13 protein-coding genes, 1 tRNA gene, 1 other RNA gene and 1 pseudogene are annotated in these 22733 nt (G+C 74.0%); 11 read left to right on the top strand and 5 right to left on the bottom strand.

What is annotated here, in order from left to right:
- Positions 1-13 precede the first annotated feature (13 nt).
- The 5 genes from ACGF15_RS12615 to ACGF15_RS12595 all read left to right on the top strand — a co-directional run bounded on the left by ACGF15_RS12615 (position 14) and on the right by ACGF15_RS12595 (position 8455).
- A complete protein-coding gene (locus ACGF15_RS12615; RefSeq protein ID WP_392798408.1) occupies positions 14-1663 on the top strand; it encodes an FAD-dependent oxidoreductase in 1650 nt (549 codons plus the stop codon).
- A 399-nt stretch (positions 1664-2062) separates the two neighbouring features.
- A complete protein-coding gene (locus ACGF15_RS12610; protein WP_392798405.1) occupies positions 2063-2998 on the top strand; it encodes a hypothetical protein in 936 nt (311 codons plus the stop codon).
- A 354-nt stretch (positions 2999-3352) separates the two neighbouring features.
- Positions 3353-4936, top strand: coding sequence for a sigma-70 family RNA polymerase sigma factor (locus ACGF15_RS12605; RefSeq protein ID WP_392798402.1), 1584 nt, complete (start codon positions 3353-3355; stop codon positions 4934-4936).
- A 396-nt stretch (positions 4937-5332) separates the two neighbouring features.
- Entirely contained in the window at positions 5333-6727 is a 1395-nt protein-coding gene (locus ACGF15_RS12600; RefSeq protein ID WP_392798399.1) for a hypothetical protein, read from the top strand.
- A 1530-nt stretch (positions 6728-8257) separates the two neighbouring features.
- Entirely contained in the window at positions 8258-8455 is a 198-nt protein-coding gene (locus ACGF15_RS12595) for a peptidoglycan-binding domain-containing protein (protein WP_345616451.1), read from the top strand.
- 236 nt (positions 8456-8691) lie between these two features.
- Here ACGF15_RS12595 and ACGF15_RS12590 read toward each other — a convergent pair whose 3' ends face one another.
- From ACGF15_RS12590 to ACGF15_RS12575, 4 genes are all read right to left on the bottom strand, one after another.
- Positions 8692-9957 (bottom strand): class E sortase, encoded by a 1266-nt coding sequence (locus ACGF15_RS12590; RefSeq protein WP_392798396.1) that lies wholly within the window; start codon positions 9955-9957, stop codon positions 8692-8694.
- 336 nt (positions 9958-10293) lie between these two features.
- On the bottom strand, positions 10294-11727 hold the full coding sequence (locus ACGF15_RS12585) for a hypothetical protein (protein ID WP_392798393.1): 1434 nt from the start codon (positions 11725-11727) through the stop codon (positions 10294-10296).
- A 632-nt stretch (positions 11728-12359) separates the two neighbouring features.
- Positions 12360-13022: an MBL fold metallo-hydrolase gene (locus ACGF15_RS12580; protein WP_376427947.1), complete on the bottom strand. Its 663-nt coding sequence runs from the start codon at positions 13020-13022 to the stop codon at positions 12360-12362.
- Between the two features lie 335 nt (positions 13023-13357).
- Positions 13358-13816: a hypothetical protein gene (locus ACGF15_RS12575; RefSeq protein ID WP_392798390.1), complete on the bottom strand. Its 459-nt coding sequence runs from the start codon at positions 13814-13816 to the stop codon at positions 13358-13360.
- 132 nt (positions 13817-13948) lie between these two features.
- Between ACGF15_RS12575 and ACGF15_RS12570 the strand changes: the two are divergent.
- Positions 13949-14581 (top strand): annotated as a pseudogene (locus ACGF15_RS12570) (tyrosine-type recombinase/integrase); the annotation flags it as partial.
- Between the two features lie 62 nt (positions 14582-14643).
- On the opposite strand, the gene ACGF15_RS12565 reads toward ACGF15_RS12570, so the two are convergent.
- Positions 14644-14731 (bottom strand) — tRNA-Ser (locus ACGF15_RS12565).
- A gap of 98 nt (positions 14732-14829) precedes the next feature.
- On the opposite strand from ACGF15_RS12565, the gene ffs reads away from it, so the two are divergent.
- From ffs to ACGF15_RS12540, 5 genes are all read left to right on the top strand, one after another.
- Positions 14830-14926: signal recognition particle sRNA small type (gene ffs / locus ACGF15_RS12560), an RNA gene on the top strand.
- 81 nt (positions 14927-15007) lie between these two features.
- The gene (locus ACGF15_RS12555; RefSeq protein WP_392798387.1) at positions 15008-17263 is read left to right on the top strand and encodes a DNA polymerase III subunit gamma and tau; all 2256 of its coding nucleotides are present in this window, start codon (positions 15008-15010) and stop codon (positions 17261-17263) included.
- A 61-nt stretch (positions 17264-17324) separates the two neighbouring features.
- The gene (gene purD / locus ACGF15_RS12550; protein ID WP_345616280.1) at positions 17325-18575 is read left to right on the top strand and encodes a phosphoribosylamine--glycine ligase; all 1251 of its coding nucleotides are present in this window, start codon (positions 17325-17327) and stop codon (positions 18573-18575) included.
- 406 nt (positions 18576-18981) lie between these two features.
- Positions 18982-20655 carry a hypothetical protein gene (locus tag ACGF15_RS12545; protein ID WP_392798384.1) on the top strand — a complete coding sequence of 558 codons (1674 nt, stop codon included), beginning with the start codon at positions 18982-18984 and terminating at the stop codon, positions 20653-20655.
- A 547-nt stretch (positions 20656-21202) separates the two neighbouring features.
- Positions 21203-22663, top strand: a complete 1461-nt coding sequence (locus ACGF15_RS12540) for a N,N-dimethylformamidase beta subunit family domain-containing protein (RefSeq protein ID WP_345616282.1) — start codon at positions 21203-21205, stop codon at positions 22661-22663.
- Positions 22664-22733: the final 70 nt, after the last annotated feature.

The raw sequence follows: 22733 nt of genomic DNA, 5'->3' as shown, positions 1-22733 counted from the left end.
TACCGTCGGATGTATGAGCGAGCACTCCGGACACAGCCGGCACTCGACCCCGTCCGAGCCCACCGAACAGGCCGGCCACACCCCGCCCCCCACCATGGAGCGCCACTGCGACGTGGCCGTGATCGGTGGCTCGGCCGCCGGTCTCGCCGCCGCCCTGCAGCTCTCCCGCCAGCGGCGCGGCGTCGTCGTGGTCGACGACGGCACCCCGCGCAACGCCCCGGCCGCGCACATGCACGGTTACCTGGGGCACGAAGGAGCCGCTCCCGGCGAGCTGATGGAGACCGGGCGCGCGGAAGTGCGCGCATGCGGCGGGGAGGTGCTCCCCGGACGGGTCGTGGGAGTGCACCGCCGCGACGACGGCCGGTTTCACCTCGACCTGACCGGCGGTCACGCACTGGTGGCCCGCCGCGTCCTCGCGGCGACCGGCGTGTCCGACGAACTCCCCGCGATCGACGGCGTCGCCGAGGGGTGGGGGCGCGGCGTGATCCACTGCCCGTTCTGCCACGGCTTCGAGGTGCGTGACCAGCGCCTGGTGCAGATCGTCACGCACCCCCTGGCGCTCCACCCGACCCCGCTGTTCCGGCATCTGAGCGACCGGCTGACCGTGGTGCTGCACGACCCGGCCGGGCTCGACGAAGAGGCCCTCGCGGCCCTCGCCGCCTCCGGCGTCACCGTCGAGCGCGGCGAGGCCGCCCGGGTTCGCACCGGGCCGGACGGCGAGGTGTCCGGGGTCGAACTCGGCGACGGTCGCGTGCTCGAGGCCGACGCCGTCGTGGTCGGCCCGCGCTTCCGGGCACGCGTCGACGTGCTCGCCGGGGTCGGTCTCACCACCACTGCGCACCCGTCCGGTGCCGGCGACGTCCTCGCGGTCGACGCGCGGGGCGAGACCGCCGTACCGGGGATCTACGCGGCCGGCAACGTCACCGACCCGAGCCTGCAGGTGCTGCCGTCGGCCGCCCAGGGCAGCCGGGCCGGCTCCATGATCGCCTTCAGTCTCGCCGAGGAGGACCTGCGCGCCGCCGTCCGGCACTCGGGAGAGGAGGCCGACTGGGACCACCGCTACGCGGGCTCCGGCCGGGCCTGGAGCGGCAACCCCAACGGCACACTCGTCCACGAGGCCGGCGCCCTGTCCCCGGGCCGGGCACTCGACGTCGGCACCGGCGAGGGCGCCGACGCCCTCTGGCTGGCGGAGCACGGCTGGAAGGTGACCGCCACCGACATCTCCGGCAACGCGCTCGCCCGGGTGCGCTCCGAGGCCGAGCGCCGCGGACTGGCCGTCACCCTCGTACGCGGCGACGCCAACGACCCCGAGCCCTTCGGCACCGAGACCTACGACCTGGTCTCCCTGCAGTACGGCTCGTTCAAGCGCACGCCCGACCAGCGCGGTCTGCGCAGCCTGCTCGCCGCCGTCGCCCCCGGTGGCACGCTCCTGGTCGTGCACCACGACCTCACCCCCCTGCGCGACCCGGTCGACGTGGCGACCCAGACCCGGATGTACGACCCGGAGGCGTTCGTCGGGGTCGAGGAGATCGCCGCCGCCCTCGCCGCCGACCCCGGCACCTGGCAGGTCGGGACCCACGAGACCCGGCCACGGCCCGCCGGCGCGGTCAGCACCCACCACGTCAGCGACGTCGTACTGCGCGCGACGCGACGGACGGTCTGACTGACCGCGCCGCCGGAGCCGCCGGCGCGCTCGCCCGTCGGGTCCCCGGGGCAAGCCGCGGCCGTCGGGGCGGCCTTCGCCGCGGCCTGCGCGCAGGCCGCTGACCGAGCCCGGAACCCCGGGAGTCCGGCGGCAGCGAGGAGTGGTACCGGCGACGGGGAGCCCCCGGTCCGGCGGCGGGGGCTCCCCGCCCGGGGCTTGGCGGTCGTCGCGGAGCAGGCCGGGGCCGGCACCGCCCTGCTCCGTGCCCGGGCCGACGTGCGAGGGGCCGGGAGCGGACGGATGTCCGCGGGGTGGCTGCCGATTCCGGTAACGGTTCGGCAACGCCGCGGGAGGGGGCGGGGGCGGACGCATCGGTCGTGGTGAACGCCCCGCACCAAGTGAAGGATGGGGAAGCCCATGAACGACGCCGGACACCGCCTGCCACTGCGCCTGGTGGCCAGTGGAGCCGTCGCGCTCTCGCTGCTCGCCGGACTGCCCGGAGCCGCCCGGGCCGACGGGAATCCTCCTGGCCGGGGGTGGGAAGCCGAGACCGCGGCCGGCTACCGGCCGGGTGAGGGCCCGGGCACGGTAGCCCCCGCCGGAGCCTGTGAGTTCTCCCTGGACGGCGTCACCTGGAGGAGCAGGGTGAAGGTGGGGCCCACCCGCCTGAAGCCCGGGAAGGACGGCACCGTGCGTGTCCGGGTCCGTGCGGCCGGACGCGGGAGCTGCACCGCCTCACTGGCCTCGTACCGTACGCACGGCCCCACCTGGAAGTCCTCCGGGCTTCAGGTCTTCCACGACTGGGACACGCTCACGGTCGCCGGCGGGGCCCGGGGAGTGCTCCGGATCGCCGTGCCGGACGCGGGCTGCTTCGGGCAGGTGGATCTGTACCGGGACGACGTCGTGTACGACGGGCTGCTGGACGCCCGCGACGGCAGGCGGCACGGTCCGCTGCCGCAGGGGCCGGACCGGCCGGTGATCAAGGAGAGGCTGATCACGGCGTGGAACGGGGGCACCAGGAGCTGCGTCGCCCGGCCGGTGCCGAATCCGTCGGTCAGCGCCCCCGCCCCCGCTCCGTCCTCGCCGGCCGAACCGACAGCACCGCCGCCGTCTGTTCCGGGTGCCGGCGCGTCGACGCCGGGCACGAGCCCCGTCCCGTCGAGCCCGGCCCCCGCGTCACCGGAAACGGACACCGGTGGAGCGGGGAGCGCACCCGGCGGCCATGGCCCCGGACTCGCCCGGACCGGTGCGGGTGACACCGTCGTCCACACCGCGCTGGGTCTGCTCCTGGTCGGTGCCGGTGGCGGGCTGCTCATGCTCCGGCGCCGGAGAGCGGTCACCGGTACCGGCTGATCAGGTCGGAGCGACCGTGTGCCGGAATCCCCGGCACTCGGCGCGGTCCGGGCGCCCGGTCGGTGGCGCCCTGCGGGTTGCGGGGCCCTGTGCCCTCTGCACGGCGGCGGGGCCCTCTGCACGGCGGCGGGGCGTCGCCGTCGCCGGGTGCGGTCGCCGCCTGCGAGGTGTCGCGGGTGGCCCCGCCACGGGAACGAACGTATGTCTACTCTCGCCGGACGGCACTCGGCGGATGGATGGATTCCGGTACCGCGTACCGGGAGCGAACGGCTGTCGAGCCTCCTGGTACGCGCGCGGTCCATCCCTTCCGGGTCCGCGCGACCTTGCGTCGTCCGGCCGAACTTCAGGAGCACCATGACTGAGTACGCGGGACCCTCCGCCGTCGAGCGTTCGGACACGGAGCTGACGGAGGCGATACGCACCGGTGCCGAGCAGGCGGCGATGGCGGAGCTGTATGCCCGCCACCGCTCCGCCGTGCTGGCCTACGCGCGGACGTGCTGCCGTGACGCGCACACGGCCGAGGACCTCGCGGCCGAGGCGTTCGCGAGGACCCTGGAGGCCGTGCGTTCGGGCGGGGGCCCGACCGGGCCCTGGCGGCCCTACCTGCTGACCGTGGTGCGCAGGACGGCGATGGCCTGGACGACCACGGCCCGGCGGGCCGAGGTGACGGAGGACGTCGAGCAATGGGAGCACACCGTCCCGCACGCCCGCGACGGCGAGGAGTTCGCGCTGCGAGGCGAGGAGGACGACCTGGTCCTGCGCGGCTTCCGCGCGCTTCCCGAGCGCTGGCAGGCGGTGCTGTGGCACACGGTCGTGGAGGGGGAGAGCGCCCAGCAGGTGGGCACCATGCTGGGACTGAGCGCCAGCGGGGTGTGGTCCCTGGCGGAGCGGGCCCGGGAGGGGCTGCGCGAGGCGTACCTCTCGGAGCACGCCCACGGCCCGCGCGCGTCCGTCGAATGCCGCCGCCACAGCCCCGTGTTGGCTGCCGCGGTGCGCCGGGGGCGCCGCACGGCCGGACGCCGACTCGACCGGCACCTGGGCGAGTGCCGCTCCTGCCGCAGGGCGTTCCGCGACCTGACGGAACTCAACTCCCGGCTGCGCGTGGTCCTGCCGGGCGCCGTGCTGCTGTGGGGTGCGGAGAAGTACCTGTCCTCGTACGCGGTCGCGGCCGCCGGGAGCGGTGGTGCGGCGGCCGGTGTCTCGGGAGCGGCGGCCGGTCTCCCCGCCGCCCAGCTCGCCGGGGCGTCGCTGGCGGCCGTGACGGCGGTCGGCGCCCTGGTCTACGTCGCCGTCCCCCAGGGCACCGATACCGGGCGGGCGGGCCCGCCCGTCGTCAGCGAGGCTCCCGCACAGCCCGGTACCGGCAGGGCCGCGGCGCCCACGCCGACTCCGCCGGCTCCCACTCCCGGCACGTCCCCCTCGTCCGTGCCGACCTCTGTGCCGACCTTCGCCCTGGTGGAGGCCGTCAGTGCGTCCACGTCCGTACCGGCCGCCCCTGACGAGCGCACGCGGCTGCGGATCGACTCCACGGGCCTGTGCATGGAGATCCCGGGCGGCAGCAGGGAGGTGGGGGCGCAGCCGCGGGAGGCGGTGTGCTCGGGGGCCGCCCACCAGGAGTGGGACGTGACGCCTCAGGAGGAGCGCCGCCGGGTGATGCTCCGGAACGCGGGCACCGGGCTGTGCCTCTCCCACACCGGCACGACCGCCGTCGGCGCGCCCGTGCGGCAGGCCGTCTGCGACTCCGGCGACGCCCTGCAGATCTGGACCATCAACCGGCACAACGACAGAGGCACCGCAGGGATCTTCACCAGCGACAACAGGTATCTCGGGCTCAAGGAGTGGGCGCCGGCCTCCCGGGGCGAGGCGCACGACTCGCTGATCGCCACCTCCCCCCACTACTACGCCTCCCCGTCCCTGCACTTCCGTACCGACTGGTGAGCTGCCGGGCCGCTTCTCGCGGCCCGTGAACCGGCCGCCGACCGGGATGCCCGGCCGGCGGCCGATCCCGTGGTTGCCCACGGTGGGCGGTCCGGTGCCCGGACGGCGTCCGCCCACCCGCGTACGGGTGGCTGCTGCCGGTCTCGCGGTACGCAGGTCCCCGACGGCACGGTCAACGGTGCGGCGATGGGCGCCCTCGACGGGGCGGCGGGCCGGACGTCGACCGCCTGGATCCGCCTCGTGGGGTCCGCCGGGCCGGTGTGACGTGCCGGGTGTGACGTGCCGGGTGTGCCGGGAAGTCGACAGGTAAAGGAAGGGCAAAGCCCCGGGAGGGGTGTGCCCCCGCCCCGCTCTTCGCTGGTGACAAGGCACGAAACCAAGGGAGAGCGGAGCGACATGGGACTCAGCCTGAAGAAGATCGCCGGAACGGCGGCGGCGTCGGCGGCGCTGTTCGCGGGCACGGGAGCCGCTGCCTCGCCGGCCGCCGCGGACGACGCGGCAAAGAACCGCGTCCTGGTCGTCATGCTGGACGTCCAGGACCGGGTCCACGCCGACCCCGGTGCGACCAAGGCGGACTTCGCCGCCCGCTACTTCGGGGCCGACAACTCCCTGAAGTCCTACTACGACAAGGTCTCCCGCGGACGCGTCGACTTCGTGCCCGCGGTTCCGGAGAAGGTGATCGGCCCCTTCAAGCTGTCCGTGAGCGGCGGTACCTGCCAGCCGGGGGAGATCAGGGTGAAGACCGAGGCCCTCATGGCGGCCAAGGGCTTCAAGAGGGGCGAGGATTACGACAGCCTCTCCATGGTCACGCCCAGGATCGGCTGCTCCTGGTCCGGGCTGGCCACCATCGGGCGGGGGGTCAGCTGGATCCAGGCCCCGCGAGGCACCGCCAACCTGGGCGTGATCGTCCATGAGTTCGGCCACAACCAGGGCTACCCCCACCAGCCGGGCCTCGTGTGCAAGGACGGGAACCTCACCGACTGCGCCGAGGGCAGGGGCGGCAAGTCCCCGATGGGCGGCGGTGGCACCCGCCTCGGCCTGACCGCCACCCAGCTCATCCGCAGCGGTTGGCTCGACGCCGCCGAACACCAGCGGGTCAAGGACTCCGGCACCTTCACCCTGCGTCCCCTGTACGGCGAGCAGCAGGGCGTGCGTGCCCTGGAAGTGCCCCTCGGCGAGGACAAGGTGGTCCTGGAGTACCGCCGCCCGACGGCCGGACTGGACGAGGAGCTCGGCGGCGTCTACGCCTACCGCGTCACCAAGGACCACTACGCCGGGGGCCGGCAGATCCGCCTGGGATCGAACGACGGCGACGGCGCCGTCACCACCTTCACCGACACCGCCCACAGGCTGAAGGTCTCCGTCACCTCCACCGGTGCCGACGGCGCCGAGGTGGCGATCAGTATGAACGGCAAGGCCGCGCCCCCCGCCGAGAAGACCACGCCGGTCGTCACGGAGGAGGTCGAGCCCACGCCCCCGCCCACCCCCTCCGACGACGCCCCCGTCGTCCACGGCGACGACGAGCCCCCGGCCGACGACGCCCACGGCGACGACGCAGCAGGGTCACCGGGAGCGCCCGCCGACGGCGCCGGCACGGGAACCGCCGGCGCACCCGGTTCCTCGTCCGAGGACGGCACACACACCATGGACTCCGGGTCGGACCAGACCCGACTGGCCGCCACCGGCAGCGACGCCACCGTCCTGGTGCTCGTCTCCGTGAGTGCGGCACTCATGCTGGTCCTCGGCGCTCTCGGACTGAAGCGCACCCGCCGCAACCGCGCTCACCACTGACGCCGCGCCGGCAGCCGCGGCAGGGTCGTGTCCGGGCCGGCCGCGAGGCGGACCGGGCACGGCCCTGCCCCCACCAAGGCCGCTCATCGCATCGAACCGACGAGGCCGTACCCCGGACGACGGATGCCGGCGCAACGCCGCCGCACGCCCGCGGCACCCCACCCCGCTCAACCAGGCCCGCAGCCGGCGCATCACCGGCACAGGCGCCTTCCGGGCGAACCCGCACCGAACCACCTCCACGCCGCCCCGCGGAGACGGCAGACACCTTGAGCACCCGGCCGACACCCCACCAACCCACTCCACACCCCACGGGACCGTGCCGCGGGGCCGACGGACGCGACAGCGCAGATCTGCACGTGCGGCTGCAGCGACCCGGCCGGTACGCGGGGAACCGGGACGGCGCCCACAACCGGCAACCTGGTCCTGCGCGAGGCGGGACACGGCCCCGCACCGGCTTCGCCGTCGGCCCTGCGCCGGACCGTGGCCACGGCTGCACCCCCCGGAGAGACCTTCAGGAAGAGGACGGACGTGTCCGGATCGATCTGCCCACGCTGCGGTACCGCCCGACTGCAGCCGGGCTCGGACTGCCTCTGCGCCGCCCCGGGGCGCGACACCGAGCCGTTCGAGGAGACATGGGTACGCCCCTATCTCGGCGGCCCGCCGCCCTGCGAAGTGCCCCCGGACACGCCCGCGCACCCGTGGGTGGGGGAGAGCACGAGCGCGCCCGGCCCCGTGCGGGGCATCATGCAGGCCTACACGTCACTGCGCCAGGACGAGGGCCGGGTGACGGACCACCGTGATTCCGGCCGCGATTCCGGCCACCGTGATTCCGGTCCGCGTGAGACGCCCTCCGAAGGACTCCGGTCCCCGCACCGTCCGACGGCGCGGCTCGCCGGTCCTCGGGACTCTCCCGCTTCCCCGGCTCCGGATGCCGCGGACGACGACACCGTCGTCCTGCGCCTTGTCGGTGCCCGGCACACCGCCGACCCGCCCACCGCACCCTGGGAGGGGGCAGGTCCCCGCCGACTTCGCAGGAGGAGTGCGGGGGCGCAGCATCCCACTGCTCGGGGTCGGGGTGCCAAAGTCGCCGGCGCTGCGGCCCTGTTGGCGGCGGTGGCCGGCACGACCGCGCTGGCCGGTGTTCTGGTCGGCGCTGGGGGCCCCGCGCAGCGGGTGGCACCCGAAGCGACGTCCTCCGCCCACTCCGTCCCGAAGCCGACCACCCCACCCACCCCCGCCGGCAGCCCGCGTCAGGAGACGGACGAGGAGGAGGGCGCCGTTGCCGGCGCTGCCCCGTCGGCGCCGAACTCCCCCACCTGGTCCCGCCCCACTGCCACCCCGCCCGACCCCACCCCGCCCGACGCCACCCCGCCCGCGCCCACCCCCACGACCGCCTCTTCCGGACGAAGCGCCGAGGAGTGCCTCGTGCCCCGCCTGCCCGGGGCGCCGTGCCCTACCGGCGGAGAGCGGCACAGCCTCCCGCCGGAGGGGAGATCCACCGGCCTGTGCTGCGGAGCCAGCGGCCCCGAGGTGGCCGACCTGCAGTTCCGGCTCCGATGGCTCGACCTGTACGGCGGCCGGCTCAACGGCACGTACAACCAGCGCCTGACCGACTCGGTTCTCGCCTACCAGCAGAGCCGCGGCATCACATCCGATCTGCCGGGCCAGTACGGCCCGGCGACCCGCGCCGCACTCCAGCGCGAGGTGCCCGACGTCGTCAGCGACTGATCTCCGGTGGATGCAAAGAGGGCCGGCGGCTCACGACGATTCCTTCGAGTGGTCCACGGCCCCGCGGTGCGCTCCGGCACGTGAGGATGGCCGGCCCGCGGGATGTGACCGTTGACCGGGAAGGTCCCTTTCCCCGGCGGGTGCGGGCCGGCGAGCGGTGGCAGCTCACGCACCCGGCAGCCGGGGGACGCCGTCCGTCGTCGGCGCCGCCCCGCTCCCGGCCTCCGGAAGGAAGGTCAGCTCCGGCTCCGGGGGCGTTCCTCGACGAGCCGGCCGAAGACGATGAGGCGTCCCCGGGTGCTGTACTCGGGGGTGCAGGTCGTGAGGGTGATGTACCGGCCGGAGGTGGTGAAGGGCGATCCGCCGGGGATCGGCCGGAGCACGCTGACGTCGGTCGGGGGTGTCTCGGGGATACGGCCGGCGACCTCGTAGGTGTAGGAGGCGGTCGCGGTCTCCACGATGATCTTGTCCCCGGGCGCCAGTCTGTCGATCTCCCGGAACGGCTCGCCGTGGGTGTTCCGGTGCGCGGCCAGCACGACGTTCCCGGTGGGGTCGGCGGGCATCCCCGTTCCCGTGTAGTGCCCCACCAGCCCCTTGTCGAGCACCTGCTCCGTCCCGGTGCCTTCCGCGATCGGTGAGGCCAGCCCGAGTGCGGGGACGCGGAGGATCGCGAACCCCTCGCCCGGCTCGAACGCCCCGGTCTCGTCGGCCCTCTGCGGGTCAGGGGTCTCGTCGGTCCATGTCTGCTCCAGCCTGGAGAGCGCCTCGTCGGCCTCGGCGCGGGCCTGGACGTTCGTCCACCACACCTGGTGGACGACGAAGAGGACCATGGCCAGGCCCGAGGTGATCAGCATCGTGCTCGCGGCCCGGGAGGCGCCCTTGGACGGCGGCTTCCTGCGGCGGCCGGGCGCCTGGCGCCGCCGGGAGCCGGCTCGGCGCCTCGACGCCCGTCGGGCCGCGGGCTGTGGTGAGACGGGTTGTGGTGAGGAGGCTTCCTCCGCATCCGGTGCCGCGGGTTCCGGGGCCGGTGTCGCGGGCTCCGGAGCCGCGCTCGCGTCGGGAACGGGCTCTGGTGGGAGGAGGGCCCCGCCGGTGTCGCCCTGGGTGCCAGGCGACCAGCCGTGGTGGGGGGCTGGGGGGTGCGGCTCTGAGGGGTGGGCGTACCAGCCGTCGGGCGCCGGGCCGGGTGCGTGTGCCTGCGGGTCGTACGGGTGCGCGTGGTGGGGCCAGTGGTCGTGGTGGGGGGCGGGGGTGTACGGCTGCTGCTCGTGGGCGTACCAGCTGTGCGGCGCCGGGCCGGGTGCCTGTGCCTGCGGGTCGTATTCGTACGGGTGCGGGTGGTGGGGCCAGTGGTGGTGCGGCGCGGCAGCGTACGGCTGCTGCTCGTGGGCGTACCACTCCTGGGGGTACCAGCCGTCCGGCCAGTGGGCCGGTGTGTACGGCTGAGGGGCTGCCGGGGCTGTGCCCCAGGGTGCGGCGTCCTCCGGATGGGTCGTGGTCATGAGAAGCGTTCCTCCGAAGTCTCGGCCGAGGTGCGCCCGGCAGGTCTGAGGGCGGCTGTCACGAGGGCGCGGCACACCGCGGGGCGCCGGGTGGAGAGGTCTGCCGCGGCTTGTGTCCCGGGCCGCTGCCGTCGGGCGCCCCGGGATGCCCCGCGGTGCGGCCGGTGCCCGTGGCGGCGTCGGGTTCGGGTACCTGGTCGAGACCGTGAAGCGCGGCGGTCGGGTGGCGGCGGCCTGAGCGGGGCGTTCGCCCAGGCCCGGCGTCTGGGGAGGGAAGCCGCGGGGCCTGGGCGAACGAGGCGGCGCCCGGTGGGGCCGGGCGCCGTAGGGGGCCGGTCAGAGGCTCTGGGAGGCCCTGCGCCGGGAGCGGGCTCGGCGGGCGGCGACGAACGCGCCGCCGAGGAAGAGCCCGGTGCCGCCGATGGCGGTCAGCGTGAGCGTGGTGCCGTCGCTGCCCGTTGCGGCGAGGTTCTGGCCCGGGAGGCCGGGGGTGTGGCCGACCTTGCCGGACGGCGCGTCGGTCGAGGACTGCGCGGTGTTCGGGGCGTCGCCGTCCTGCGCGGTCTCCTGCTGCGTGGCCTCGTCCTGTGTGGCGTGCTCGTGTGCGGAGTCGGTGCCGCTCTCGTCGACGTCGCCGGGACCGGTGGGCACGGCCGGGTCGGTGACCTCCATGGGAGCGGTGGTGTCGGCCGCTTCCTCCGGCGCGACGGCGGTGCTCGGCGCGGCGCCGGCGGCCGGGGCCTTGCCGTCGAGGCCGACGGCGATGGTGGCGGCGTCGGCGGTCCGGCCGGTCACCTTCACGGTCACCTTGCTGGCGTCGTCGCGGAGTTCGGTGACACCGGCGTTGCGGTCGGTGGTGGTCAGGACGATCGGGACGGCGGTGTGGTACTTGCCGTCGTCGACGCGGTAGGCGTAGACGCCATCGAGGTTCTTGTCCAGGTGGCCGGAGGGCCGGCGGTATTCGAGGAGCAGGCTCTGCTTGTCCTTCAGGGGGATCTCCAGCGCACGGGTGCCGTTCTGCGTGCCGTAGAGGTGCTTGAGGCTGAAGGTTCCGGAGCCGGTGACGCGCTGGTGTTCGGCGGTCTCCAGCCAGCCCATGCGGATCAGCTGGTTGGCGGAGAGCCCGGCCCCTCCGTTGCCGCCCATCGGGGACCGGCCCGCGACGGCGGCGCGGTCCTTGCAGTCGACGAGGTTGCCGTCCTTGCACTGGTAGCGGACCTGATGGCCGAAGCCGATGTTGTGGCCGAACTCGTGCCGGATCGTCGTCTCGGAGACGGCGTTGTTCTTGGTGTTCAGCCAGGTGAAACGGCCGCCGACGGAGCCCATGCCGACCCAGTAGCAGCTGATGTTGGGGAGGACGATGGACAGGTGGTCCCAGTCCTTCCTCCGCTCCAGGCCCTTGGCGGTCACCTGGGCCTCGGCGTCCTCGCGGACCTTCCGCAGCTGGCCGTTGCCGCCGCAGCCGGCCTTCTCCTTCAAGGTCAGCGGGCCGATGACCTTCTCCTTGGCGGCGGGCGCGAAGGTGAAGCGGCCGCGCGAGACCTCGGTGAAATACGTGGACAGGGAGTCGCCGGGACCGAAGTACTTGTCGAGGGCGTCCGCCCGCATCGCCGCGGGGTCGGGGTGGGCGCGGTCGGCGAAGTTGGCCACGACGACCAGGACGCGCCCGGTCTTGGCGTCGTCCGCCGCGGCCGGTGAGGCCGAAGCCCCGACCGCCAGCGTGGTGAGGGAGGCCGCAGCGGCCAGGAGCCTGCCGGTTCTGGTGTGCATGTGCTCTGTACTCCCGTTGCTCGAAGACTGACGTCAGGGGGAGGGAGCGAGCACCGACCGACATCCTCGCGCGGCGTTACCAGTTCGTTATTTTCGGGCGGAGGGGGCGCCTCGGCAGCCGAACACCGGCTTCCGCGTCCGGAAGCGACCGCGCGGGACGCGGGCGTGTGAGACGGCCGCTTCCGTGACGCTCGCCGTACCGCTGCGACGGTCCTTCCGATCCTCGGCGTCCCGGCGTCGTGGTCGCCGCGATCACGGACTGGGACCCCGGGGGGAGCGGCACGTACGCGGGCCCGGCACATGCACGTGACCGGGACGCTGCTGGGGAAGGTCGCGCAGCAAGTCGGGGACGTCCTCCGGGAGCCGCCCGGGGGCGACGGAGTTCCCGACTGAGACGGAAACCGAGACGGACGAACGCCAGAGGGCCGGACCGCTTTCGCGGTCCGGCCCTCTGGGCTGGCGGAGGATACGAGATCCGAACTCGTGAGGGGTTGCCCCACCAGAAATCTCGTTGAACCTACCTTCGGCAGATTCAACGGGGCTACCGCGAGAAGGGCTCTGCCAAGTAGCCCGGTCATTGTCCAGGCAATGGCCTCACGGTGCCCCGGCGTCCCTCGAAAGTCGAGGAGCGTTTACCAGCCGCGTGCCCGCCATTCGGCGAGTGAAGGCCGTTCCGCGCCGAGTGTTGTGTCCCGACCGTGTCCCGGGTAGACCCATGTCTCATCGGGCAAATTATTGAAGATCTTTCCCTCGACATCCTCGAAGAGGGAGATGAATGCATCGGTGTTACCGAAGGTGTTTCCCAACCCGCCAGGGAAAAGTGAGTCACCGGTGAACAGGTGTGGATGACCGTCCGGGTCTTCGTACAGCAACGCGACGCTCCCCGGTGTGTGGCCGGTCAGTCGTATTACCCTCAACTCGAACGCGCCGCAGGTTATGGTGTCGCCGTCGTGCAACGGAACGTCAGTGGGTACATCGATGCCCGGCGCATCAGGCTCTCCGGCGAAAGTCGTGGCGCCTGTGGCCTCGACCACGGCTGCAAGTGCATGCTCCCAGTGGTCCCAATGTTGATGAGTGGTCACGACAGCGTCCAAGCGACGATCACAGAAGTCGAGCAGGGTTTCCGGCTCATTCGCTGCGTCGATCATCAGCTGTTGTCCGGTCGAATGGCAGTGCAGCAGATAGCAGTTGTTGTCACCACGTCCGACCGAGACCTTGCTGATGGTCAGCCTGGAGAGCTTGCGAACCCCTGGAGCTGCACCCGTGTATGCTGTCACTTTTTGATCATAGGTGATCGGGCGGGTGGGTCCGGTGTGGCTTAAATAGAATGGCTTATTTGCGGCGTACGGCTGATTCGCATCATGAGCGGTCATGAGTGCTGGTCTGCGCACGGCTGGCTTCTGACGGATTGTGGGAACTGGTTGCCTCGATGCCGAAGCTTCTCGTCCGCCGGGCCGTGGGATCGAACCGTGTGATGAACGCGCACCATGCAGGTCGGTGACTTCGCGGGCGGAGAAACCGAGGACGTCCCGCAGGGTCAGGGCCGCCCGATGCTGCGGCTGCAGGCGCTGCAACGTGGCGACGAAGGCAAGCTGCAACGATTCACCCGTTGTTTCCACCTCGGGGGCCATCACCAGGGCAGGGCTCGATCCGCAGGGTGGCGTCGGCTGGAGCCCCGGCGGCGTGGCGGCGTCGGTGGGCCTTGAGGGGTCCTCTGGCAGCGCCGGCCGCGGGACGGAGGCGAGTGCGTCCAGACAGACATTGGTTCGATCGGTACACCCACGACCGCTTCAGGCGTCTTCGTGGGGCGTGAATGCTGGATCGCGTTGGCGGCCAGCTCCGAGACGAGGAGCCGGGCGACTTCGATCCCCTTGTCGGGGAAGCGCCACCGCTGGAGGATGCCGACGGTGTGAACGTCGGGCCCAGGCGACGGCGTTGGGGTGGCGGCGAGGGACAGTTCGCTGTGCTTGGCTGGGCGCGGGTAGTCACTGTGCTCCAGGAAGTGCTCGGAGAAGATCTCCACGGTGCTGTCGTCCTGGAGGGGGATGTCCCAGACGAACTCGGCCGGCGTCACGAGGTCGATGTTCAAGGATCCGTGGATGCGGTGGGCTCCGCCGCCGATCTGCACCTTGGCGGGCTTGTCGTCGATGCGGCCGTTGGGCCGGACGCGTCGGTCGGCGTGGGGTGGTAGCGGTGGGGCTCTATCTCCTTGGCGGCGGCCCGGAAGGGCGAGACCCTTGGGCTTCGCTGGGAAGCGTCGATCTCCGCGATGAGTACCTGAAGCTGCGCCGGAACCGGCTCCGCCCTAAGTACGCCCACGGATGCGCGGACACTGCCCCTGCGGCAGGAAGCCCGGCTACTGCCCCGATCGTGTGCAGACCCGCCGTGAGACGAAGAACGCCAAACCGAAGGCGGGACGGCGCGCGGTGCCGCTGCCCGGCCCGCTGGGGACCATACTGCGCACCCAACGGGACAGCAGGCACGGGAGCACACGGCCGCGGGCAACATCCGGACGGAGTCGGAGTACGTCTTCACCGAGCAGCTCGGCGGGCCGCTGAGCCCGAAAGCGGACCACCGCGACTGGAAGCGGCTGCTGGAGGACACTGCGGTGCGGGGCGGGCGGCTGCATGACGCCCGTCACACGGCCGGCACGGTGCTGATGCTGCTCGGTGTACCGGACCGGGTCATCGACCAGATCATGGGCTGGGAGCCCGGCGGTGCCGCACGCATGCGGGCCCGGTACCTGCACGTCTCCGACCACCTGATGAAGGAGGTCGCCCGGAAGATCGGAACGGCGATCTGGGGCGACGTCGGCACAGTCCTTGTGGACAAGAACCAGGACAACGAAGGCTGAGACACGTCGAAGGGCCCCACCGCTTGCGGTGGGGCCCTTCGACATCGTGCCCGGTGAGGCACTGGCGGAGGATACGAGATTCGAACTCGTGAGGGGTTGCCCCCAACACGCTTTCCAAGCGTGCGCCCTAGGCCTCTAGGCGAATCCTCCGCCGGGAACATTACATGACGTCGGGGGGTGCTCGCGAACCCGTTCCGTGGGGACCCCCGAGGGGGTCTGAGCACCCCCCGGGATCGGGTAACCTGGGGCGCAGCCCCTCACGTGGCGCTATCTGACTGAACTCCCCCAGGGCCGGAAGGCAGCAAGGGTAGGTCGGCTCTGGCGGGTGCGTGGGGGGCGTCTGCGTTTCCGGGGGAGCGGTCTCCCGGGGCGGGCGCCGCAACGGGGCCGCTCCGGTTGTCCGTGGGCCCCGATAACCTCGTAGGCGTGTCGTCCCTTGCGCTGTACCGCCGCTACCGCCCCGAGTCGTTCGCCGAGGTCATCGGACAGGAGCATGTCACTGACCCGCTCCAGCAGGCCCTGAGGAACAACCGGGTCAATCACGCGTACCTGTTCAGCGGTCCGCGGGGCTGCGGCAAGACGACCAGCGCGCGCATCCTGGCGCGCTGCCTCAACTGCGAGCAGGGGCCCACCCCGACCCCGTGCGGCGAGTGCCGGTCCTGCCTCGACCTGGCCCGCAACGGCCCCGGCTCCATCGATGTCATCGAGATCGACGCGGCCTCGCACGGCGGTGTGGACGACGCCCGCGACCTGCGGGAGAAGGCGTTCTTCGGGCCGGCGGGCAGCCGCTACAAGATCTACATCATCGACGAGGCCCACATGGTCACCCCGCAGGGCTTCAACGCCCTGCTGAAGGTGGTGGAGGAGCCTCCGGAGCACCTGAAGTTCATCTTCGCCACCACGGAGCCGGAGAAGGTCATCGGGACCATCCGCTCCCGTACGCACCACTACCCCTTCCGGCTGGTGCCGCCCGGCACGCTCCGGGACTACCTCGCCGAGGTCTGCGGCAAGGAGGGCATTCCGGTCGAGGACGGCGTGATGCCGCTGGTCGTGCGGGCCGGGGCCGGCTCGGTGCGGGACTCGATGTCCGTGATGGACCAGCTGCTGGCCGGCGCCGCCGAGGACGGTGTGACATACGCCATGGCCACGGCCCTCCTCGGTTATACCGACGGCTCCCTGCTGGACGCGGTGGTCGACGCCTTCGCCTCCGGGGACGGCGCCGCGGCCTTCGACGTGGTCGACCGGGTCATCGAGGGAGGCAACGACCCCCGCCGCTTCGTGGCGGACCTGCTGGAGCGCCTGCGCGACCTGGTGATCCTCGCCGCGGTCCCGGACGCGGGTGCCAAGGGCCTGATCGACGCTCCCGAGGACGTGGTGGAGCGGATGCAGGCGCAGGCCTCCGTGTTCGGCGCGGTCGAGTTGAGCCGTGCGGCCGACCTGGTCAACCAGGGCCTGACCGAGATGCGGGGCGCGAACTCCCCGAGGCTGCAGCTGGAGCTGATCTGCGCCCGGGTCATGCTGCCCGCGGCCTTCGGGGACGAGCGCTCGCTGATGGCCAGGCTGGAGCGCCTGGAGCGCGGTGCCGCGGCCGGGCTCCCCGCGGGCGCCCCCGCACCGGCCATGGGCTATGTGCCCGGCCCCGACGCCCAGGCGCATGTGGCGCAGGTCCCCCCGGGCGGCGGCCCCGCCGCGGCCCGCGCCGCCGTGCGCGCGGAGCAGCCGCCCGCTCCCGCGGCTCCCGCCGCTCCCCGGCCCGAGGCCCCGGCCCCGCCCGCCCCGCCCGCCCCGGCCGCGCCCGCGCCCGCCCCGGACCCCCAGCCCCCGGCGGCCCCCGCCCGGCCGGGTGCCTGGCCCGGGGCCTCGGCAGGCCCCGGTGGCGACGCCGCGCCCGCGCCGCCCGCCCCGGCGGCCGAGCCGGGCCGCCGCCCCGGCGGCTGGCCCACCGCGGCCTCGCCCGGGCAGGGTGCGCCCCAGCCCGCGGCCGCCCCGGCAACGCCTCGGCAGCAGGCCCCGCAACCCCCGCAGGCCCCGCAACCCCCGGCGCCGTCCGCGGCCGCTCCGGCCGGAGGCGGGGCCGGGCAGGTGCGGACCATGTGGCCGGACATCCTGGAGGCGGTCAAGAACCGCCGCCGGTTCACCTGGATCCTGCTCAGCCAGAACGCCCAGGTGGCCGGATTCGACGGCACCACGCTCCAGGTCGGCTTCGTCAACGCCGGAGCCCGGGACAACTTCGCCGGCAGCGGCAGCGAGGACGTGCTCCGGCAGGCACTCGCCGAGCGCTTCAACGTGCACTGGAAGATCGAGGCGATCGTCGACCCGTCCGGCGGCGCGGGCCACCCCTCCGGTCCGGGCCAGCCCCCTTCCGGCGGGTACGGCGGCGGGTACGGCGGTCCCGGCGGCGGGGCCGCGCCCCCGCAGCGCCCGCCCGCCCCCGCCGCGCCCCAGGCCCCCCGGCCGCCGGAGGCTCCGGCCGCGCCCGCCTCGCAGCAGCCCGCGCCGCAGCAGGCCGCCCCGAAGGAGCCGCCCCGCTCCGCGGAGCCCCCCGCTCCGCCGCCGGTCTCCCTGGAGGACGACGTCCCCGAGGAGGACGACCCGGACCTGGTCGACTCCGCCCTCTCCGGCCACGACCTGATCGTCCGCGAGCTCGGCGCCACCGTGGTGGAGGAATATACGAACGAGTAGCGGATCCTCCCTCGGAGGCCCGTACGACGACTTCCGGCGCCCGGCGGCTAGGCTGGCGCCCGTGAAGGTCCTTGTCATCGGCGGCGGCGCCCGCGAACACGCCCTGTGCCGCTCCCTGTCCCTCGATCCCGACGTCACCGCCCTGCACTGCGCGCCCGGGAACGCCGGTATCGCCGACGTGGCCGAGCTGCACGCCGTCGACCAGCTGGACGGCGGGGCCGTCGCCGCCCTGGCGGCGTCGCTGGAGGCCGACCTCGTCGTCGTCGGCCCGGAGGCGCCGCTGGTCGCGGGTGTCGCCGACGCCGTGCGCGCCGCGGGGATCCCCTGCTTCGGCCCGTCCCGGGAGGCGGCGCAGCTGGAAGGCTCCAAGGCCTTCGCCAAGGACGTGATGGCCGGGGCGGGCGTTCCCACGGCCCGGAGCTACGTCTGCACCACCGAGGCGGAGGTCGACGAGGCGCTCGACGCCTTCGGCGCCCCCTACGTGGTCAAGGACGACGGCCTCGCCGCGGGCAAGGGCGTCGTCGTCACGAGCGACCTCGCCGCCGCCCGTGAGCACGCGCTGTCCTGCGACCGCGTGGTGATCGAGGAGTTCCTGGACGGTCCCGAGGTCTCGCTCTTCGCGGTCACGGACGGCACCACCGTCGTGCCGCTGCGGCCCGCGCAGGACTTCAAGCGCGCCCTGGACGGCGACGAGGGCCCCAACACGGGCGGCATGGGCGCGTACTCGCCGCTGCCGTGGGCCGACCCCAAGCTCGTCGACGAGGTCGTCGAGACCGTCCTGCAGCCGACCGTCGACGAACTCCGGCGCCGCGGAACCCCGTTCTCCGGCCTGCTGTACGCGGGGCTGGCGATCACCTCCCGCGGGGTGCGGGTGATCGAGTTCAACGCCCGGTTCGGCGACCCGGAGACGCAGGTCGTCCTGGCCCGCCTCACGACCCCGCTGGCGGGCGTACTGCTCGCGGCGGCGAACGGGACGCTGGACTCGCTGGAGCCGCTGCACTGGCGTGAGGACGCGGCCGTCACCGTGGTGGTGGCCTCGCACAACTACCCCGGCACGCCCCGTACCGGCGACCCGATCGAGGGTCTGGAGGAGGTCGCGGCCGAGGACGCCCCGCACGCCTACGTGCTGCACGCGGGCACCCGCCGCGACGGCGGGGCCGTCCTCAGCGCGGGCGGGCGGGTGCTGTCGGTGACCGCGACCGGAGCGGACCTCGCCCAGGCCCGTGAGCGGGCGTACCGGGCCGTCTCCCGGATCCGGCTCGCCGACTCCCAGCACCGCACCGACATCGCCCGGAGCGCCGCCGGCGAGTGAGCCCGCGCCGCCTGCGCGCACCACGGCGGGAGGGAGCCCGGCGGCATCGCGCCCCGGGCTCCCTCCGTGTGCGTCCACCGCTGTACCCGGTCCCCGCCCGCCCGCGCGGGGCCTTCGTGCGGGACCTGCGCTGGAGGAAGTCGTGGGACCTGCGTCCCCGCCCGCCTGCGCGGGGCCCGCGTCCCGGTCCGGGCGTGCGGTGTCCACCCCTCGCGTCCCACCCTTGCCCCAAAGCCATTCCATCGGGTGATGGCTGGGCCATCCGGATGACGGTCGCCGAACCCCCAACTATGGTGCGGCGCAAGCGTTCCGGCACTTGGCTCACCGGCATTGCGATGTCGGCGGCCGGTGCCACAGTGGGGGAGTGACCAACACCGTCGCAGGGCAGAGGGGGTGAGATCCGGTGGTGTCCGGTTCCGGGTTTTCCGTCGGCACTCACGGCGCCCGTTCCAAGGCTCTCGCCGTACTGCGGGTGCGCGGCTGGGCCACGGCCGCCGCGCTGCTTCCCGCGGCGGCGGCCGTCGTGCTGCTCGCCGGCGCGGCCGCGGGCCCGATGCGGGGCGCGGGCTGGGACACGGCGCGCTGGATCACCGGGGCCTGTGCGGTGGCCGTGCTGCTGGCGGCCGCGGCGGTGGCCGCGGTGATCGCCCGTGCGTCCCCCGCGCTCACGCCCACCGTGGAGCTCGCGCCCGGTGCCGCCCCGGACCTCCACCGGCTGGTGGAGGACCTGGCCGACCGCCTCGACGTCCCGGCGCCGTCCGCCCTCGCGCTCACGCCCGACTGCGACAGCTGGCTGGAGGACCGCTCCCACCCGTCCCACCGCCGTACCGGTGCCCGCCGGTCCGGCGAGGGCCCGGTGCTGGTCATCGGCTCACCGTTCCTGTGGTGGATGCGGGTGGCCGAGCTGCGCGCGGTGCTGGCGCCGGTGGTGGCGGGCGCGGGCCCGGCCGCGGACCCGGACATAGCCGCCGCCCGCCGGTTCGTCCGGGCGCTGGACGCGGCGGTCGCGGACGCCGCCGGGCCCGCCGGGCGGCGGGGCATAGCCGGGCCCCTCGGGGCATTGGCGGGCCGCGTCGCCGCGCTGCTGCTGCGGGCCTGCCGGACGGATGCGGCGGAGATGGAGCGCTGGGTCGCGACGGCCTCGTCCGAACGCGCCAAGGGCGTGGACTACGGGCTGAGGGTCGTCGCACAGGAGCAGGTCGGCCTCGCCTACGCCGGATGGGACCGGCTGCTGACGCGGGTGGCGCTCCCCGCCTGGCGGATCGGCCGCTGGCCCTCGCGGCTGGACGCGGGCGTGGTCGCGGCCCTGACGGAGTTGTCCCGCCGGGACCGGCTCGCCGACGGCTTCGCCTCCCGGCTGGGCGAGCGCCCCGCGTGCGACCTGCTGGAGGAGCCGGGAGCCGTGGACGAGGCGGTGTCCCTGCTGGCGGCCCGGCTCTTCCACGGAGGCCGGTCCGGGCCCCCGTGGGCCCCGGTCGCCTGGGAGGCCTATCCCGAGCAGGTCGTGGACCGCACCTGGCGGGTGCAGGCGGCCCGTATCCACGGGGTGCTGGACGAACTCGGGGTGCCGACGGCGACGGGTCCCGGCGGTCCGACGCTGGCCCGGGTGATGGAGCACCTCTCCCGGGAGCCGGGCACCGCCGCGGGGGACGGACTGGCGGCCGCGCTCACGGCCCGCGCGGCCCGCGAGGAGGCGGCCGGAGGGCCGGGTCCGGGCCGCCCGGGGGAGGAGCGCCCCCCGGCGCCGGGCGAGGAGGCGGCCGCCCCCGCCGCAGAGGAGGTGTCCGCGCTGTGGGGCGGGGACACGACACCGCTGGTTCCCCTGCAGCCGCCCCGCACCGGGCGGGAACTGCTCGCCGACCATGTGGTCGCCATGGTGTGCTGCACGGCGATCGACACCGTGGGCGCGGCGCCCGGTATGGACTGGCTGGACGGCCCCGTCCTGCTGGTCGACGGTGAGCGCTGCGCGGACCTGCTGCCCCCGGTGCTCAGCCTCGTGGAGGAGGGCGACGCCACGCCGCTGCGCGTCTGGCTGGGGTCGCTCGGAGTGCGCCCGGAGAAGCCCGTGCGGCTGGTGTGAGTGCCCGGCCGGGGAGCCTCCTCGGCCGGAGGCGGTTCGACGGGGGCGGTTCGACGGGGGCGTCATCGGGGTCGACGCCTGCGGCCCACTGGGGCGGATACGACCGGCGGCGGTTCGCGCGTGCCGGTCGCCGGGGCCGGTGGCGGGGGCCGGTGGCCGGAAGCGGTCCGTGCGGTGGGGCCGCCCGGGGGAGTCCGATCAGAGGCGTGCACGGTCCGCGGAGCCCGGAGCGGCCGCTGCCGAGAACCGCTCGGGTCCGGTCGCCGGCCGGTCTTCCTCGTCCCGTACCGGCTCGTCCTCCGCTCCTTGGCGGTACGGATCGGTCGGACGCGGTCCCCATCGCGGAAGTCGTCACGGGCAGCCACGCAAACGCGCCGGATATGCGGGCTGCATGCCCGGGACGCCGGAAAGATACGGAGAAGTCCCTTCCGTTTCACGTCAATTCGCGACGAACGGTGACGGGCTGAGTGCGTTATGTGATGTGCTGGAGACCGGCGCTGCACAGGTCGGCGCGCACCGGCGGTCCGGGGCACCGAGGAGGCACGGCATGGGGGCGGAGAGGGTCCGGCGATGGGAATCGGGCGCCCTCGCCCATGCCGTCAGCGACCCCTTCGGCCAGGGGCCGCTGCCCTGGCTGCGGGGCAGCGAGCAGTACTTCGGCGACACCGGGCAGGTCGTCCCCTGGTACGCCGACGAGGCGATGGCCCGGGGCGGCTCCGGCCGCCCGCGCACCGCCGACGACGTCCACCACCAGATCAAGGGCTTCGTCTCCCCGGGAGCGGCCGAGCCCGGCGGGGCCGTCGACTTCCACATCACCGTGGACCCGCCCCAGCAGTTCTCGGTCGACGTCTACCGGATCGGGCACTACGGCGGGGACGGTGCCGCGAAGATCACCACCAGCCCCCGGCTCTCCGGGATCGTCCAGCCGCCCCCGCTGACCGCCGACCGCACGGTCTCCTGCCACCACTGGTGGCTCTCGTGGCGGCTGCAGATCCCCTCGTACTGGTCCGTCGGTGCCTACGTGGCGGTGCTGACAACCCTCGACGGGTACCGCTCCCACATCCCGTTCACGGTCCGCGACGACCATCCGGCGGACCTGCTCCTGCTCCTGCCCGACGTCACCTGGCAGGCCTACAACCTCTACCCGGAGGACGGGCGCACCGGCGCCAGCCTCTACCACGCCTGGGACGGGGACGGCCGGCTGCTCGGTGAGGCGGAGGCCGCGACGACGGTCTCCTTCGACCGCCCGTACGCCGGTGCCGGCCTCCCGCTGCACGTCGGCCACGCCTACGACTTCATCCGCTGGGCCGAGCGGTACGGCTACGACCTGGCCTACGCGGACGCGCGGGACCTGCACGCGGGCCGCGTCGACCCGGCCCGCTACCGGGGCCTGGTCTTCCCCGGCCACGACGAGTACTGGTCGGTGCCCATGCGGCAGGCGGCGGAACGGGCCCGGGACGGCGGGACCTCGCTGGTGTTCCTCTCCGCCAACACCCTCTACTGGCAGATCCGGCTCGGCCCCTCGCCCTCCGGGGTGCCGGACCGGCTGCTCACCTGCCGCAAGCGCCGCGGCCCGGGGCGCCCGGCGCTCTGGCGCGAGCTGGACCGCGCCGAGCAGCAGCTGCTCGGCATCCAGTACGCGGGCCGGGTGCCCGAGCCGTCCCCCATGGTGGTGCGCAACGCGGACCACTGGCTGTGGGAGGCCACCGGTGCGGGCGAGGGCGACGAGATCCCCGGTCTCGTCGCGGGGGAGGCCGACCGCTACTTCCCGCGCACCGCGCTCCCCGAGCACCGTCGGCGGATCCTGCTCGCCCACTCCCCCTACCGGGACGGCGAGGGCGTGGTGCGCCACCAGGAGACCTCGCTCTACCGGGCGCCCTCCGGGGCGCTGGTCTTCGCCTCGGGGACCTTCGCCTGGTCGCCCGCGCTCGACCGGCCGGGCCATGTGGACGCCCGTGTCCAGCGTGCGACCGCCAACCTCCTCGACCGCATCTGCAAACGCGACTGAGCGCCGCGCCCCGCCGTGCGCGCGCTGCTGCCCGCCGCGCCCCGCCGCGCCCCGCCGCGCGCGGGGGCGG

Source organism: Streptomyces sp. NPDC048001 (assembly GCF_043203115.1).
Taxonomy (GTDB): Bacteria; Actinomycetota; Actinomycetes; order Streptomycetales; family Streptomycetaceae; genus Streptomyces; species Streptomyces sanyensis.
This window is presented reverse-complemented; position numbering and strand designations above follow the sequence as displayed.

Bases quoted from the DNA above. Each gene is read 5' to 3' on its own strand.
- ACGF15_RS12540 (WP_345616282.1), top strand. From the start codon at position 21,203: ATGGGGGCGGAGAGGGTCCGGCGATGGGAATCGGGCGCCCTCGCCCAT.
- ACGF15_RS12600 (WP_392798399.1), top strand. From the start codon at position 5,333: ATGGGACTCAGCCTGAAGAAGATCGCCGGAACGGCGGCGGCGTCGGCG.
- ACGF15_RS12590 (WP_392798396.1), bottom strand. From the start codon at position 9,957: ATGACCACGACCCATCCGGAGGACGCCGCACCCTGGGGCACAGCCCCG.
- ACGF15_RS12605 (WP_392798402.1), top strand. From the start codon at position 3,353: ATGACTGAGTACGCGGGACCCTCCGCCGTCGAGCGTTCGGACACGGAG.
- ACGF15_RS12610 (WP_392798405.1), top strand. From the start codon at position 2,063: ATGAACGACGCCGGACACCGCCTGCCACTGCGCCTGGTGGCCAGTGGA.
- ACGF15_RS12615 (WP_392798408.1), top strand. From the start codon at position 14: ATGAGCGAGCACTCCGGACACAGCCGGCACTCGACCCCGTCCGAGCCC.
- ACGF15_RS12585 (WP_392798393.1), bottom strand. From the start codon at position 11,727: ATGCACACCAGAACCGGCAGGCTCCTGGCCGCTGCGGCCTCCCTCACC.